Origin of the sequence: Thiocapsa marina 5811 (genome assembly GCF_000223985.1) — a bacterium.
Taxonomy (GTDB): Bacteria; Pseudomonadota; Gammaproteobacteria; order Chromatiales; family Chromatiaceae; genus Thiocapsa; species Thiocapsa marina.
In genome coordinates, this window is sequence record NZ_AFWV01000018.1 from 73,884 (window position 1) to 90,000 (window position 16,117).

Here is a 16,117-nt window from a genome sequence, read left to right on the forward strand (position 1 = left end):
AGATATTAAAAATATTGACGTTTAGACCGCATCTCACCGAGATCGAGGACATCTCCAAAGCCAAACGCAAAATGAAAACGGCGCATCTCGCGCCGGACGCGGTTCAGCGACGCAGGGTGAAGGTCTCGATCACCAGCAGCACCACCGACACCACGTTGGCGATCATGGCCCCGCCGCTCAAGGAGACGATGCTGGCCATGATCGCGGGTGTCATTCCGGCCTCGGTCGCGTGAACCGCAATCGTCCAGATCATGGCCGCGCCGATCAGCTGCAGCATGGCCACCAGGCTGGTCGCCAACAGCAGGGCGCCCATGTGGGTGCGGTCGCCGAACTTCAGCACGGTCGCGACCAAGTTCACCAAGATGACGGCGAACAGCTCCCAGACATGGTGATGTTCCGGGTTGTCGATCTCGCCGACGAAGAACCCGAAATTCAGGGTCAGGGCCAAGACGATGAAGAAGCCGAAGACGACCTTTTCGGGATTCATGCGGCGGGGCTCCTCGCGCTATATCTTGCGTTTATCCTCATCGCGGCGCGCGTCGAGGCGTGTCGCATGAACGGATGCACGCCGTTACGCCGCCGAGCATGCCGCTTCGGCGGCGCGCTGCGCGGCAAGCGCACGGTGCATGACGATGTTGAGCATCCGTACGGTCGCCCCGATTGCCGCGAAGACCTGATTGGCGTGGACGCCGCGGGTGCGCAGCTCGCCCTGGTCGGTGGCCCAGGTGATGCTGCACTCGGTGAGTGCATCGGTGCGCCCGCCCTTGGGGATGCGAACCTCGTAGTCGAGCAGTGTCGGCAATGTCAGACCACGCTTCTTCACGATCTTGGCGAGCGCGTTGTTGAAGGCATCGTAGCCGCCGTTGCCGCTGCCGGCGGCCGTGTGGATCTCCTCGGCGATACGGATCCGGATGCTCGCCGTCGACTCCAAGTCGAGGGTCGAGGAGACCGAGCACGCGAGCAGCTCGGCGTAGTTGTAGTCCTTGCTCTCGAGAACCTCGGCGATGATGAAGGGCAAGTCTTCGATCGTGATGGTCTTTTTCGAATCGCCGAGCTCGACGATCCGCCTGAGGACCTTGGCCTGATTCTCCTCGGAGAGCGTGATATCAAGACGCTCCAGATTCTTCGCGAGCGATGCCTTGCCGGCGAGCTTGCCCAGCGCGTATTTGCGTCGTCGCGCGAAACGCTCGGGCGAGAGGCGCGTGTGGTAGAGGCTGCCCTTGCGATCGCCGTCGGCATGGATCCCGGCGGTCTGCGTGAAGACATCGGCGCCGATAATGGGCGCATTGTCGGCGATGCGCTTGCCCGAGAAGTATTCGACCAGCTCGCTGATGCGAGCCAGATGGCTCTCGTCGATCCCGATCCTCAGGCCGAGCTGATCGCGCAGGTTGACGGCGACCTCGGCCAGGGAGGCATTGCCCGCGCGCTCGCCGAGACAATTGACGGTGCAGTGAACGGCCGCTGCGCCCGCCCGAGCGGCGGCGAGCACGTTGGCGGTCGCGAGACCGTAGTCGTTGTGCGGATGGAAATCGAGCTTAATGCCGGGAAAGTGCCCGAGCATGTCGGTAAAGGCGTCGAAAACACGCTCCGGCGTCATGACGCCGAGCGTGTCCGGGAGCATGAAGTGCCCGACGCCGCAATCGGCCAGGCGCTCGACCAGCCCGAACACGTACGACGGGTTGTCGCGGTAGCCGTTCGACCAATCTTCGAGATAGAGATTGACGGCAAGGCCACGGTCATGGGCGATCGCAATCGTGTCTCGGACGTCGGCGGCGTGTTGATCGAGGGTCTTGCCGAGTTGGCCGCGACAGTGCTTCTCGCTGCCCTTGGCCAGCAGGTTGATCACGTGCCCGCCGGCATCGCGGATCCAGTCGACGCTGCGCCCGCCGTCGACGAAACCCAATACCTCCACCCGCCTCGCCAGATCACGCTCTTCGGCCCAGGCGATGATCTGAGCGACGGCATGGGCCTCGCCGGAGGACACGCGGGCCGACGCCACCTCGATACGATCCACCCGCACAAGCTCGAGCAATACCTTGGCGATATTGACCTTTTCATCGGGCGAGAAGGAGACGCCTTGAGTCTGCTCGCCGTCGCGCAGGGTCGTGTCCATGATGAAGACATCGCGACCGGGCACGCTCGCGGCCGGGACGTCGTCGTGCGGTGTGCGTGTCGTCGGGCTCATCGGGTGTCCCTCAAGGTTTCCCGAATATGTGCCTTGAGGGTGTCGGCGCCCGCATCGAGCTCGAGGCAGCGCGTCGGCAGATCCATCAGCCCCTGCAGCACGGGCGGCAGCGGGGCATCGCAGCCGATGGCCAAACGGATCGCCTCGTTGAATTTGGCGGGATGAGCCGTCGCGAGACAGATGGCGTCGCCGGAGCCCGCCGCCTTGACCCCGACGGCGGTGTGCGGACATAGGATGTAACCGCTGGCGGCGTAGGTCTGCCGAATCTGCTCGAGCGTCTCGGCGTCGCTCACCGCGACGGCATCGAAATCGGCCCGGGCGCGCTCGTGATGCGCTGTCTCCACTTCGAGCCGGCCGGTTGTCTGCAGCGTCTCGAGAAGAGCGCGGACCCTTCCGGCGTCCTCGTCGTGAAGAAAGTAGAGGTAGCGCTCGAAATTCGACGCGATCTGGATGTCCATGGCGGGACTGAGGGTCTGAAACACCTCGCCGACCGCGTAGACGCCCGTGTCGACGAACCGCGTCAGGATGTCGTTGCGATTGGTCGCGATGATCAAACGATCGATCGGCACGCCCATTCGCTTGGCGAGATACCCCGCGAAGACATCGCCGAAGTTGCCGGTCGGCACCGCAAAGCTCACCCGATGCTCCGGATCGCCGCCGCTGCAGCGCGCCCAAGCGAAGACGTAATAAACCATCTGGGCGAGGATCCGTGCCCAGTTGATCGAGTTGACCGCGCCCAGGCTGAATTCGGACTTGAACGGCAGGTCGTTGAAGAGCTCTTTGACGATGCGCTGGGCATCGTCGAAGCTACCCCTCACGGCGATATTGTGAACGTTGGCGTCCAGCACGCTCGTCATCTGACGTTCCTGGATCGGCGAGATGCGGCCCTTCGGATGAAGCATGAAGATGCTGATCCGCGCCTTGCCGCGGACGCCGTAGATGGCCGCGGAGCCGGTATCGCCGGAGGTGGCGCCGCAGATGTTGAGCTCCCCGCCATCGCGCGCCAGGAGATACTCGAAGAGATTTCCGAGGAATTGAAGCGCAACATCCTTGAACGCCGCGGTCGGTCCGTGGAAAAGCTCGAGGATCCGTCGATCGCCGACACCGACGATCGGCGTCACTTCGGGGTGCGTGAAGGTCGCATAAGAGTCATCGATCAGCGTGCGCAGCTCGTCCCGCGGGATGTCGCCCCCGACGAAGGGGGCCATGACCTCGAGGGCCAAATCCTCAAAGCGCAGACCGGACCAGTCACGCAGGGTCGCCGCGTCCACCCGCGGTAACTGCGTCGGAACCAAGAGCCCGCCGTCGCTCGCCAGACCCATCAAGACGGCCTCGGCAAAGCCGACCGGTGCAATCCCGCCGCGCGTGCTTGAATACTGCATATCGATCGAACCCGCCGCTCAGTGTTGTGACATGATCGCGATGCAGGGTAAGAAACACCGCGACCGTTGGCAACCGAGATTCCGCCGAGACTCGGCCCGCGCTCGGGAATGTGCGACGGGATGTTGCCGACGATCGTGCTTTACCGATACATTCTCGGCACCGGAGGGCCGTAGCGTCGTTGACAGCATGACGTGGCGCACCAGACAATGCCGGCGCCTAGCCCGGAGATGTCGGGCGAGGCATGAAAGGAAAAAAGGAAAAATTGCCGGACCACGCCAACGCGCAAGACCGGCTTCGCAACTCGATATGAGAGCACGGGTTCGGGTTGCGCGACCGACTGCTCGCTTGGCCTGTCTGCTAGGCTGGATGCGCGCTGCGAGCAGTCGACAACAACAAGATCGACCGAGGGGGCACAGTTTACGGCCGACGAGCCAGCCGCATGAAGGGTTCCGTCATCGCCCCGTCACCCCGACCCCGAACACTCATCCGACACTACGGAGTGACACAACCCATGACTCCTGGCAAACGAGCGGAATACTGGAGCGCAAATCTGCGTCTCCTGGCGATTCTGCTGACGATCTGGTTCATTGTTTCCTTCGGCTTCGGCATTCTGTTGGTCGAACCGTTGAACACCATCATGCTTGGCGGCTATCCGCTCGGTTTCTGGTTCGCTCAACAGGGATCCATCTACATCTTCGTTGCGCTGATCTTCATCTATGCCGTCTCGATGAATACGCTCGACAATAAATTCGATGTCGGCGAGGATTCGACGAGCAGCACGCCCTATCAATCCGGCAGCGATGACATGCAGTCCTTGCATTCACCCGCGCAACCGAGCAAGCACGCACAGTATTGGAGCGAGAATCTGCGTCTCCTCGCCATCCTGCTGACGATCTGGTTTGTGGTGTCCTTCGGCTTCGGCATCCTCCTGGTCGAGCCTTTGAATGCCATCATGCTCGGCGGCTATCCGCTCGGTTTCTGGTTTGCACAACAGGGATCCATCTACATCTTTGTCGTCTTGATCTTCGTGTATGCGACAGCGATGAACCGTCTGGACAAAAAATACGACTTCGGCGAGGAATAAGGGGCGCAACACCATGACAACACTTGAACTTTGGACTTACAGTATCGTCGGCGTGACCTTCGCGCTCTATATCGGGATCGCCATTTGGGCCCGAGCGAAGACCACCGGGGACTTCTACGTCGCGGGCGGGGGTGTACACCCGGTCGCCAACGGCATGGCCACGGCAGCGGACTGGATGTCGGCCGCGTCCTTTATCTCCATGGCCGGCATGATCGCCTTCGGCGGTTACGGCGGATCGGTCTTCTTGATGGGCTGGACAGGCGGCTACGTCTTGCTCGCACTGCTCTTGGCCCCGTACCTGCGCAAGTTCGGTAAGTTCACGGTGCCGGAATTCATCGGCGACCGTTATTACTCGCAGACCGCGCGCGTCGTGGCCGTCATCTGCCTGATCCTGGCATCGGTGACCTACGTTATCGGCCAAATGACCGGTATCGGCGTCGCCTTCTCCCGCTTCCTCGGCATAACCTACGAGATGGGCATCATCGTCGGCATGGGCATCGTCGCCGTCTACGCCATCACTGGCGGCATGAAGGGCATCACCTACACCCAGATCGCGCAGTATGTCGTCTTGATCTTCGCCTACACGGTTCCGGCGATCTTCATCTCCATGAATCTGACCGGCAACCCGCTCCCGCAGCTCGGTCTCGGCAGCGAATACGTCGCCGACGGCACGGCAAGCGGGCTGACCCTGCTCGCCAAGCTCGACCAGGTGGTCACCGACCTCGGCTTCAAGGAATACACCACGCAGGTGATGGGCAGCTCGCTCAACATGTTCGTCTATACCCTGTCGCTCATGATCGGTACGGCCGGACTGCCGCACGTCATCATCCGCTTCTTCACGGTCCCGAAGGTGCGTGACGCACGCTTCTCGGCCGGCTGGGCGCTGGTCTTCATCGCGATCCTCTACACCACGGCACCGGCAGTCGGCGCTATGGCTCGCCTGAATCTGATGGATACCATCCAGATCGGTCCGGTCGGCAGCGAGACGGGCAATCTCGTCTACGACGAGCGTCCGGACTGGTTCAAGCGCTGGGAGACCACCGGTCTGCTCAAGTGGGAAGACAAGAACGACGACGGTCGTATCCAGTACTACGACGACAAGAACGAGGCGTTCGCGGCGAAGGCCGAAAGCTTCGGCTGGAAGGGCAACGAGATGGTCACGGTCAACAACGACATCATGGTGTTGGCCAACCCCGAGATCGCGAATCTACCGGCATGGGTCATCGCCTTGGTCGTCGCCGGCGGTCTTGCGGCTGCGCTCTCGACCGCAGCGGGACTGTTGCTTGCCATCTCGTCCTCGATCTCGCACGACCTGCTCAAGGGCGTCTTCATGCCGAAGATCTCGGAGAAAAAGGAGCTGATGGCGGGACGTCTGTCGATGATCGGCGCGATCATCCTCGCCGGGTATCTCGGCATGAATCCACCGGGCTTTGCGGCAGGAACCGTCGCCATTGCATTCGGTCTCGCGGCCTCGTCGATCTTCCCGGCGCTGATGCTCGGTATCTTCGCAAAGCGCATGAATACGGCGGGCGCGGTGACCGGCATGATCGCGGGTATCTCGGTGACCTTGCTCTATGTGTTCCAGCACAAAGGGATCTTCTTCATCCCGGGTACGGAGTTCCTTGCGCCGGAGCTCGGCATGGGACCTGACTGGTTCTTCGGCATCTCGCCGAATGCCTTCGGTGCGGTCGGTGCACTGGTGAACTTCGTCGTCGCGATCGTGGTGTCGAAATTCGCGGCTGCGCCCCCGGAACATATCCAGCACCTGGTCGAAGACGTGCGTATCCCGCGCGGCTCCGGAGTGGCAACCGGCCACTGAGCGCGACGCGGACCGGCAGGCACCCGAAGCAAGTGCCTTGCCGGCGCGCGAGCGAGTGACCGAAGGACGGATCCGCAAGGTCACTCGCTCGAGGTTCAAGCCCCGCTTCGGCGGGGCTTTTTATTGCTGCAGCGCCGGTCCAGTCCGGCCGCGTCGGCCACCCAACTAGCCAGACCACGAGCGTCGCGCGATGAACATCGAGCTGATCGAGATCCGAGACTTCCTGGCCACGCACCCGCCCTTCGATCAACTCCCGCAGGAGACGCTCGAGCGTCTTCCCCAGCGCCTGTCTGTCCGGTATTTCCGCCGAGGCACGCCGTTTCCGCCGGAAAACGCCGATCCGTCCTCCGTCTATCTCCTGCGCCGCGGCGCGGTAGAGCTCCGTGACGCCAACGGCGAGCTGGTCGGCAAGCTGGCCGAAGGCGATCTGTGCGATATGCCCTGTCGGCCCACGCCGGAAGGCGGTCGATTCTTCGGCAACACCTCGGAGGATACGCTCGTCTACGCCCTGCCCTGCACCGAGCTGGCGGACCTGCGCGAGCGTCATGCCGAGTTCGCCGAGCATTTCGACCAATCCATCTCCAGTCGCCTGCGTAAAGCACTCGACATCATGGTGGACGCTCCAGCCGCCGGCACCGGACTGATGACGGTGCAGATCGGCAACATGATCAACCGCACGCCGATCGTCGCGAGCCCGGAGACGAGCATCCGCGAGGCCGCACGGGTGATGTCCGAGCACCGCGTCTCCTCGCTCTTGATCATGGAAGGCGATCGGCTCGCCGGCATGATTACGGATCGCGACCTGCGCAGCCGCTGCGTCGCCGTCGGCCTGTCGACCGAGCGACCGGTCCGCGAGATCATGACCGAGAAACTACAGACCGCGCAGGTCGATACACTGGGTTTCCAGGCCCTGATCACCATGACGCGTCTCAACGTGCATCATTTGCCGGTCTTGGACGGGGAGCGGGTCGCCGGCCTGATCTCGACAACCGACCTCACCCGTTTTCAGAGCGCGAACGCGGTCTATCTCGTCGGCGATATCCACCGCGCGACATCGATCGAGACGCTGGTGCAGATCAGCGCCAAGATCCCCGAGCTTCAGGTCCACCTCGTCAACGGAGGTGCAACCGCAAACCACGTCGGGCAGGCCATCAGCGCCGTCACCGACGCCATCACACAGCGTCTGATCACGCTGGCCGAGGCGGATCTCGGCAGCGCGCCCGTCCCTTACGCCTGGATCGTCGGGGGCTCGCAGGCGCGTCGGGAGCAGTCCTCGCACTCCGACCAAGACAACGCGCTCTTGATCGCGGATCACACAAAACCGGACGACGATGCCTACTTCGCCGCACTCGCCAAGATCGTCAACGACGGTCTGGACGCCTGCGGCTTCGTGTACTGCCCGGGCGACGTCATGGCGTCGAACCCGAAATGGCGCCAGCCGTTGAAGATCTGGCACAAATACTTCACCAACTGGATCCTGAAGCCCGAACCGATGTCCTTGATGCTCGCAAACGTCTTTTTCGACCTGCGGGCTGTCTATGACCCGGCCAATCTTTTCGGCGAGCTTCAGGAGCGCGTTCTCGAACGCTCCAAGGCCAACCGCATCTTTATCGCCTACATGGTCGCGAACGCGCTCAAGTATCGACCGCCGCTGGGATTCTTCCGGAATATCGTGTTGATTCAGGGTGGCGACCACGACCACACCTTCGATATTAAACACAAGGGCATCGTGCCGATCGTCGACCTGGCGCGGATCTACGCGCTCTCGGGCGGACTCCCCGAGACCAACACGATCGAGCGCCTGAGCGCCGCGGCACAATACGGGACCTTGAGCAAGGACGGGGCCGCGAACCTGACCGACGCCATCGAGCTGGTCGGAACGCTGCGGATGCGTCATCAGGCCGATCAGCTCGCGCACGGGAAAAAAGCCGATAATTTCCTGTCGCCGGACGAGCTCTCTCCGCTCGAGCGCGGACATCTGAAGGACGCCTTTCTCCTCATCAACACCATGCAGGAGTCCCTCGGGCAGCGCTATCAAGCGGGCCGCTTCGCGTAGCGCCGGCCATGTCGCGACTGCTCGATTGGCGCCGCCGCTGGCGACTACGCCGGACCCCGCAGGGGCCCTTGCGCTCCTATCTGGAACACCCGTTTCCGCTCGCCAAAACGGACTATCGGGAGGTTGATTATCTCGCTATCGATCTCGAAACAACCGGCCTGGACATCGCCAATGACCTGATCCTGAGCGTCGGCTACGTCGCCGTCAAAGGCATCTGCATCGATCTGTCGAGCGCCCGCCATCGGGTCGTGCGGATCGATCGATCCATCCCGGAGGCGACGGCGATCATCCATCAGATCACGGATGACGAGGCGGCCCAAGGCAGCGAGCTTGCCGATGTCCTAGAGGAGCTTCTCGAGGCGCTGGCGGGGAAAGTCATGATTGCCCATCACGCACGCATCGAGCGCGGCTTCCTCGCCAACGCCTGCAAACGACTCTGGAAGCAGGGGCTGTTGATGCCGGTCGTCGATACCCAGACGTTGGCTTATCGAACCTTCGAGCGCCGCCAGACCCCCTTCAAGGCGTCCGATCTGCGCCTGCATGCGCTCGGGGATCGTTACAATCTGCCCCGCTACAGCGCACACAACGCGCTGAGCGATGCCCTGGCCTCGGCCGAGCTGTTCCTCGCCCAGGCCGCCTACCGAGACGACGGCAACGGACTGCCGCTGCGCGATTTCCTGTGTTGAGACTCGACGCGCCCCGCGCAGGCATCGGCATATCCCGGCTGGCTGCGCCCTATTGGAGCGTTTACTATTAGGCGTTCGCTCGCGCCGGCACCAGGGACAGCCTGCAATACGCCGGCACAGATCACTCCACCACCTCGAGGAGACAACAACCATGTCGGAAGAGAAGGTCTATCAGGTTCCTGCGGCCATCGCCGCGAAGGCCCACGTCAACGCCGAGCAGTATGCCGCCATGTACAAGCGGTCCGTCGACGACCCGCAGGGCTTTTGGGCCGAGCAGGCCGAGACGTTCCTGACCTGGTCCAAGAAGTGGGACTCGGTGATGGACTACAGCTACCAGGCCGAAGATCTGCACATCAAGTGGTTCCAAGGCGGAAAGCTGAACGTCTCCTACAACTGTCTGGACCGCCATCTCGAGACCCGCGGCGATCAGGTCGCCATCATTTGGGAGGCCGACAACCCGGCGGAAGACCGCAAGATCACCTACCGCGAGCTGCATGCGGAGGTCTGTAAACTCTCGAACGTGCTCAAGGCGCGCGGCGTGCGCAAGGGCGACCGCGTCTGCATCTACCTGCCGATGATCCCGGAGGCGGCAGTCGCCATGCTCGCCTGTACCCGCATCGGCGCGACCCATTCCATCGTCTTCGGCGGCTTCTCCCCGGACTCGCTGCGCGATCGCGTGCTCGACTCCGAGTGCCGCCTGGTCATCACCTCCGACGAGAGCGTGCGCGGCGGGCGTCACATCCCTCTGAAGAAGAACGCCGACACCGCGCTGCAGGAATGCCCCAACGTCGATACCGTCGTGGTGGTGCGCCGTACCGGCGGCGCCGTGGAGTGGACCGAGGGTCGCGACATCTGGTACGACGAAGCCCTTGCAGGCGCATCCGCGGATTGCCCGCCGGAGGAGATGGACGCCGAGGATCCGTTGTTCATCCTCTATACCTCCGGCTCAACCGGCAAACCGAAGGGTGTCCTGCACACCACGGGCGGCTATCTGGTCTTCGCTGCCATGACCCACAAGTACACCTTCGACTATCAGGACGGAGAGGTCTACTGGTGCACCGCCGACGTGGGCTGGGTCACCGGTCACACCTACATCGTCTATGGCCCGCTGGCCAACGGCGCGACCTCGCTGATGTTCGAGGGCATCCCGAACTATCCGGACATGTCCCGCTTCTGGGACGTCATCGACAAGCACCAGGTCAACATCTTCTACACGGCACCGACCGCCATCCGGTCCTTGATGCGTGCGGGCGAGGAGCCCGTGAAGAAGACCTCGCGCAAGTCGCTGCGGATCCTGGGCTCGGTCGGCGAGCCGATCAATCCCGAGGCATGGGAGTGGTACCACCGCGTGGTGGGCGACGAGCGCTGCCCGATCGTCGACACCTGGTGGCAGACCGAGACCGGCGGCCACCTGATCACCCCGCTGCCGGGCGCGACCGCACTCAAGCCGGGCTCGGCCACGACACCTTTCTTCGGGGTCGTCCCTGCGTTGGTCGATCCGGCCGAAGGCACGCTGATCGAGGGTCCGGGCGAGGGTGCGCTGGTCATCAGTCAGCCGTGGCCGGCGCAGATGCGCAGCGTCTACGGCGATCACGCGCGTTTCATCGACACCTACTTCAAGCAGTATCCGGGCTACTACTTCACGGGTGACGGCGCACGTCGCGACGCCGACGGCTATTACTGGATCACCGGACGCATCGACGACGTATTGAACGTCTCCGGGCATCGCTTGGGCACCGCCGAGATCGAGTCGGCCCTCGTCCTGCATCCGCATGTCGCGGAAGCCGCCGTGGTCGGTTACCCGCATGACCTCAAGGGTCAGGGCATCTATGCCTATGTCACGCCGATGGCCGGCGTCGAGCCGACCGACGACCTGAAGAAGGAGCTGGTGGCCATGGTGCGCGGGGAGATCGGTCCGATCGCCATCGTCGACATCATCCAATGGGCGCCCAGCCTTCCGAAGACCCGTTCGGGCAAGATCATGCGGCGGATTCTGCGCAAGATCGCCGCCAACGAGATCGACTCGCTCGGCGATACCTCGACCCTTGCCGATCCCACCGTGGTGAACGATCTGATCGAGAATCGAGCCAATCAGTAGTGCGAAGGGGTCGGTCGTGTGCCGGTCACGGCACGCGCGACCGGCCAAACGACGCGGTCCGCCGACGGCGGACCGCAAGGTATTCGCGATCCTCGCGCTCGTTGAACACGAGCATGAGCACCGCGTTTGCCGCGCCCCGAACGCGAAGTCATCATCCCTATGAGCTCCAGCTTCCGAGTCGGCGTCTTCGTCGATGCCGAGAATGTCCGCTACAACGGCGGTTTTCAGATGCGCTACGACGTGCTGCGACGCTTCGCCGCACGTGAAGGCGGTATCCTGCAACGCTTGAACACCTACATGGCCTTCGATGCCGAGCGGGCTCGCGAAGACCTGGAGTACAAGAAGAAGGCACAGACCTATCAGCAAATGGTGCGGGACTTCGGCTGGAAGATCACCGTGAAGCTGGTCAGGCGCTATACTGACGAGAGCGGCAACGTCACCACCAAGGCCAACGCCGATCTCGATATGGCGGTCGATGCCATGCTGCAGGCCAACAAGCTCGATCAAGTCCTGCTGGTGACGGGCGACGGCGATTTTCTCCAAGTCGTCGAAGCACTTCAAAATACCGGTTGCCGAGTCGAATTGATGGGCTTTAAGAACGTCTCACGCCAACTCCAGCAACAGGTCGACGCCTACTATTCCGGGTTCCTGATCCCCGACCTCTTGCCGATCTCCTATGAGCCGCGCAACGAATGGGGCAAACCCGGATCCTGCGTCAGAGGGGTCTGTACCAAATGGTTTGCGGACAAAGGCTACGGGTTTCTGCGGATCATGGAGCGCATCTCGCCTTCGCTCTGGGTAACGGATCCACGCGAGGCGGACTCCCCCTACATCAGCGTCTTTTGTCATGTCAACGAGTTGGCCGACGATGTCACCGAAGACATGCTGATGAGCCGTGAAACGGTGCTCGAGTTCTATCTCAACGAGAGCGAGCAGAAGGACAACGGCCTCGTTGCGAGCAATGTCCGACTCGCCTTTTCAGTCAACCGCTGAGGCCCGACGACACGCTCCATGGCGACGGACCAGACAGCCAAGAACAAGCTCTCGGGCCTCGCGCTGCGCCTGGTGCGAGACAATCTCATCACCGAGATCGAGGCAATCGCCGCCCACGACGACGCGAATCGGCGTCGGCAAGCCTTCGTGTCGTATCTCGTCGAGCAGAAGCTACTCGACAGTCGGCGAATCGCCGTCGCGGCCTCGCACGAGTTCGGAGTGCCTCTGCTCGACCTCCATGCGCTGGATTTGCTGAACCTTCCGGTAAACCTGGTCGACGAGCGTCTGGTGCGCAAACACCGTGCGCTGCCGATCTTCCGCCGGGGTAACCGCCTCTTCCTGGCCCTGTCGGATCCGACCAACGACCAAGCGCTCGAGGAGATCCGGTTCAACACGGGCCTGGCGACCGACGCGGTCCTGGTCGAAGAAGACAAGCTCAAGGCCGCGATCGAGACCGCGATCGAAGCCCAGGACACGACCATGACCGAGCTCATGGACGCGGACCTGGAGAAGCTCGAGATCACCCCGGACGACGAGGAGCTGCGCGAAGACGCCGACATCAACATCGACGACGCGCCGATCGTTCGATACGTGAACAAGGTGCTGGTCGACGCCATCGCGGCGGGCGCCTCGGACATCCACTTCGAGCCATACGAGAAGTTCTTTCGCGTGCGTTTCAGACAAGACGGCATGTTGCGCGAGGTGGCGAGTCCGCCCATGAATATCGCCGGGCGTCTGGTTGCGCGTCTCAAGGTGATGTCGCGGATGAATATCGCCGAGCGCCGCGTCCCGCAGGACGGACGCATCAAGCTCAAGGTCAGTCGGACGCGCGACATCGATTTCCGCGTCAACACCTTGCCGACCCTGTACGGCGAAAAGGTCGTCCTGCGGATCCTCGATTCCGCCTCGGCCCAGGTCGGCATCGAGGCCCTGGGGTTCGAGTCCGAGCAGCGCGCGGCATTCCTCGAGGCCATCCATAAGCCCTACGGCATGATCCTGGTCACCGGGCCGACGGGGTCCGGGAAAACGGTATCGCTCTACACCGCGCTCAATCTTCTGAACCAGCCCGACATCAACATCTCGACCGTCGAGGATCCGGTCGAGATCCAAGTGCCGGGGATCAACCAGGTCAGCATGAATCCAAAGACCGGGCTGACCTTTGCCGCTGCGCTTCGAGCCTTCCTGCGGCAGGACCCGGACATCGTCATGGTCGGAGAGATTCGCGATCTGGAAACCGCGGAGATCGCGGTCAAGGCCGCCCAGACGGGACACCTGGTGCTCTCCACGCTTCATACCAACGACGCCCCGCAGTCTCTGACCCGTCTCGCCAACATGGGCGTGGCGCCCTTCAACATTGCCTCCTCCGTCCTGCTCATCATGGCGCAACGTCTCGCGCGGCGCCTCTGCACGCACTGCAAGGCGCCCGAGGATCTGCCGCGAGAGGTCCTGCGCCAAGAGGGATTCAGCGAAGCGGATATCGAGGAGGGAATCGTCGTCTTCGGGCCCGTCGGGTGCGAGCGCTGCACCAAAGGCTACCGAGGACGTGTCGGTATTTTCCAAGTGATGCCCGTATCCGAGTCCATTCGACGACTGATTCTCGAGGGCGGCAACTCGATGCAGCTCGCCGAGCAAGCCCATCGCGAAGGCGTCGCGGACCTGAGAGAATCCGGTCTGCGCAAGGTCAAAGAAGGGATGACGAGCCTCGAAGAGCTCAACCGAGTCACCAAGGAGTGACGAGAACGCTCATGGCAACCGCACTCAAGACGAAGCCGAAACCCAAACCGCAGGCCGACAAGGCTTACGTCTTTACCTGGGAAGGACGCGACCGGCGCGGTGCAAAGGTGACGGGGGAGACCCGCGCGCCCAACATGACGATGGTGCGGGCCGACTTGCGTCGGCAGGGCGTGAGTCCGACCAAGGTCAAGAAAAAGCCCCAACCGCTGTTCGCCGGCAAGAAGAAGATCACCAGCACCGATCTCGCCATCTTCAGCCGGCAGCTTGCGACCATGATGTCCGCCGGCGTTCCCTTGGTTCAGGCGTTCGATATCGTCGGTCGCGGCCATGAGAACCCCGCGATGCAGGATTTGATCCTGGGGATCAAGCAAGATATCGAGAGCGGGACGGCGATGGCGCTTGCGATGGGCAAGTATCCGCTCTATTTCGATGACCTGGTGTGCAACCTGGTGGCCGCCGGCGAGCAGGCCGGCGTGCTGGACGTTCTGCTCGACAAGATCGCGACCTATAAGGAAAAGACCGAATCGATCAAGGGCAAGATCAAGAAGGCCATGTTCTACCCGGTGGCGGTCATCGCGGTGGCCATCATCGTGAGCGCGGTTCTGCTCATCTTCGTCATCCCGCAGTTCAAGGATTTGTTCGCGAGCTTCGGTGCCGACCTGCCCGCCTTCACGCTCATGGTCATCGGACTGTCCGATGCGCTGCAGAAATGGTGGTGGGCGGTCCTGCTCGGACTCGGCGCGGTCGGCTATGCCATCGGCAACAGCTACAAACGCTCCCGCGCGTTCCGCGAGGCCATCGATCGCACGGCGCTGAAGATTCCGATCATCGGCCCGATCCTGAACAAGGCCGCGCTCGCGCGTTTCGCCCGAACCCTGTCCACCATGTTCGCCGCCGGCGTACCGCTGGTGGAGGCGCTGGACTCGGTCTCGGGTGCCACCGGCAACATCGTCTACCAGAACGCGGTCTTGAAGATGCGCGAAGAGGTCGCGACCGGACAATCGCTGCAACTGTCGATGCGCCAGCAAGACTTGTTTCCGCATATGGTCATTCAGATGACATCCATCGGCGAGGAATCCGGATCGCTCGACGACATGCTCGCGAAGGTCGCCGACTTTTACGAGGAGCAGGTCGACAACGCGGTCGACAGCCTCAGCAGCCTGCTCGAGCCTCTGATCATGGTCGTGATCGGCGGCTTGGTCGGCAGTTTGATCATCGCCATGTACCTGCCGATCTTCAAACTGGCCTCGGTCGTTTAAACCGCGACCGGTGCGGTATGCGTCATGTGTTGGAGTGGTTTGGCCGCGCCAGCTCCGATGACGGTCGGAGCTGGCGCGGTTTAAAGTCTTAAAAAAATTTCGAATTTTAAACCGTGTCTCACCGAGAGAGAACACCTCTCCAAAGCCAAACGCAACATGAAAATGACGCATTTCGCTTTGGACGCGGTTGAGTGCGCATCGGACCTTGCCCACGCCGCCAGGCAAGCGGCCGCCGTCACGGCTGCAGCGCGGAAATCTACGTTCATTGACCATCGACTCGTCGGCCAAGGGGGCTCTGCATGGATTGGATTGACGTCTTCGAGCAAACCCCGCTTCTGCTCTATGCGGTCTCGATCCTCGTCGGGCTGATCGTCGGCAGTTTCCTCAATGTCGTCATCCTACGGCTTCCTCGCATGCTCGAAGACGACTGGGCGCGCGACTGCGCCGAGCTCTCCGGCACGCCGAGCCCGAGCACGCGACCGGACCAAGAACGGCTTTCGTTGGCCCATCCGCCATCCACCTGCTCGCACTGCGGCCATCGGATTCGCGCCCACGAGAACATACCGGTGTTGAGCTATCTTCTGCTGCGCGGCCGTTGCTCGGCCTGCGGCGCGGGGATCGGTCTGCGCTATCCATTGGTCGAGAGCTTCACTGCGCTGCTGACCCTGATCGTCGTCCTGCAGTTCGGTCTCGGCTGGCAGACCGGCCCCGCACTCCTGCTCACCTGGGCACTGATCGCTCTCGCAGCGATCGACTTCGACACCCAGCTGCTGCCCGACAGCATCACGCTGCCGCTGATCTGGCTCGGCTTGATCCTGAG

General features: G+C 62.5%; 12 protein-coding genes and 1 pseudogene (1 of these 13 running past the window's edge). 10 read left to right on the forward strand and 3 right to left on the reverse strand.

The window, feature by feature from the left end; genetic code table 11:
- Positions 1-103: 103 nt before the first annotated feature.
- The 3 genes from THIMADRAFT_RS21515 to thrC all read right to left on the reverse strand — a co-directional run bounded on the left by THIMADRAFT_RS21515 (position 104) and on the right by thrC (position 3,567).
- Positions 104-487, reverse strand: coding sequence for a DUF6394 family protein (locus THIMADRAFT_RS21515; RefSeq protein WP_007195233.1), 384 nt, complete (start codon positions 485-487; stop codon positions 104-106).
- Between the two features lie 84 nt (positions 488-571).
- The gene (locus THIMADRAFT_RS21520) at positions 572-2,185 is read right to left on the reverse strand and encodes an alpha-isopropylmalate synthase regulatory domain-containing protein (RefSeq protein WP_007195234.1); all 1,614 of its coding nucleotides are present in this window, start codon (positions 2,183-2,185) and stop codon (positions 572-574) included.
- Entirely contained in the window at positions 2,182-3,567 is a 1,386-nt protein-coding gene (thrC, locus tag THIMADRAFT_RS21525; protein WP_007195235.1) for a threonine synthase, read from the reverse strand. The genes THIMADRAFT_RS21520 and thrC overlap by 4 nt, the downstream gene beginning before the upstream one ends.
- Before the next feature lie 512 nt (positions 3,568-4,079).
- On the opposite strand from thrC, the pseudogene THIMADRAFT_RS21530 reads away from it, so the two are divergent.
- The 10 genes and pseudogenes from THIMADRAFT_RS21530 to THIMADRAFT_RS21575 all read left to right on the forward strand — a co-directional run.
- Positions 4,080-4,334, forward strand: a pseudogene (locus THIMADRAFT_RS21530) (DUF4212 domain-containing protein); the annotation flags it as partial.
- A gap of 39 nt (positions 4,335-4,373) precedes the next feature.
- Positions 4,374-4,652 (forward strand): DUF4212 domain-containing protein, encoded by a 279-nt coding sequence (locus THIMADRAFT_RS21535; protein WP_050799656.1) that lies wholly within the window; start codon positions 4,374-4,376, stop codon positions 4,650-4,652.
- Between the two features lie 13 nt (positions 4,653-4,665).
- Positions 4,666-6,471, forward strand: coding sequence for a sodium:solute symporter family protein (locus THIMADRAFT_RS21540; RefSeq protein ID WP_007195237.1), 1,806 nt, complete (start codon positions 4,666-4,668; stop codon positions 6,469-6,471).
- A gap of 190 nt (positions 6,472-6,661) precedes the next feature.
- Positions 6,662-8,527 carry a putative nucleotidyltransferase substrate binding domain-containing protein gene (locus THIMADRAFT_RS21545; RefSeq protein ID WP_007195238.1) on the forward strand — a complete coding sequence of 622 codons (1,866 nt, stop codon included), beginning with the start codon at positions 6,662-6,664 and terminating at the stop codon, positions 8,525-8,527.
- Between the two features lie 8 nt (positions 8,528-8,535).
- Positions 8,536-9,213, forward strand: coding sequence for an exonuclease domain-containing protein (locus tag THIMADRAFT_RS21550; RefSeq protein ID WP_040733518.1), 678 nt, complete (start codon positions 8,536-8,538; stop codon positions 9,211-9,213).
- A 151-nt stretch (positions 9,214-9,364) separates the two neighbouring features.
- Positions 9,365-11,311: an acetate--CoA ligase gene (gene acs, locus THIMADRAFT_RS21555; protein WP_007195240.1), complete on the forward strand. Its 1,947-nt coding sequence runs from the start codon at positions 9,365-9,367 to the stop codon at positions 11,309-11,311.
- A 159-nt stretch (positions 11,312-11,470) separates the two neighbouring features.
- On the forward strand, positions 11,471-12,304 hold the full coding sequence (locus THIMADRAFT_RS21560; protein ID WP_040733521.1) for an NYN domain-containing protein: 834 nt from the start codon (positions 11,471-11,473) through the stop codon (positions 12,302-12,304).
- Between the two features lie 18 nt (positions 12,305-12,322).
- Positions 12,323-14,038, forward strand: coding sequence for a type IV-A pilus assembly ATPase PilB (pilB, locus tag THIMADRAFT_RS21565; protein ID WP_007195242.1), 1,716 nt, complete (start codon positions 12,323-12,325; stop codon positions 14,036-14,038).
- An 11-nt stretch (positions 14,039-14,049) separates the two neighbouring features.
- Positions 14,050-15,297, forward strand: a complete 1,248-nt coding sequence (locus tag THIMADRAFT_RS21570) for a type II secretion system F family protein (protein WP_007195243.1) — start codon at positions 14,050-14,052, stop codon at positions 15,295-15,297.
- A gap of 299 nt (positions 15,298-15,596) precedes the next feature.
- Positions 15,597-16,117, forward strand: the 5' portion of a protein-coding gene (locus tag THIMADRAFT_RS21575; protein ID WP_007195244.1) for a prepilin peptidase. Its footprint extends 358 nt past the window's final position; 521 of the gene's 879 nt are visible here — the first part of the coding sequence; its start codon is at positions 15,597-15,599; its stop codon lies beyond the right edge, outside the window.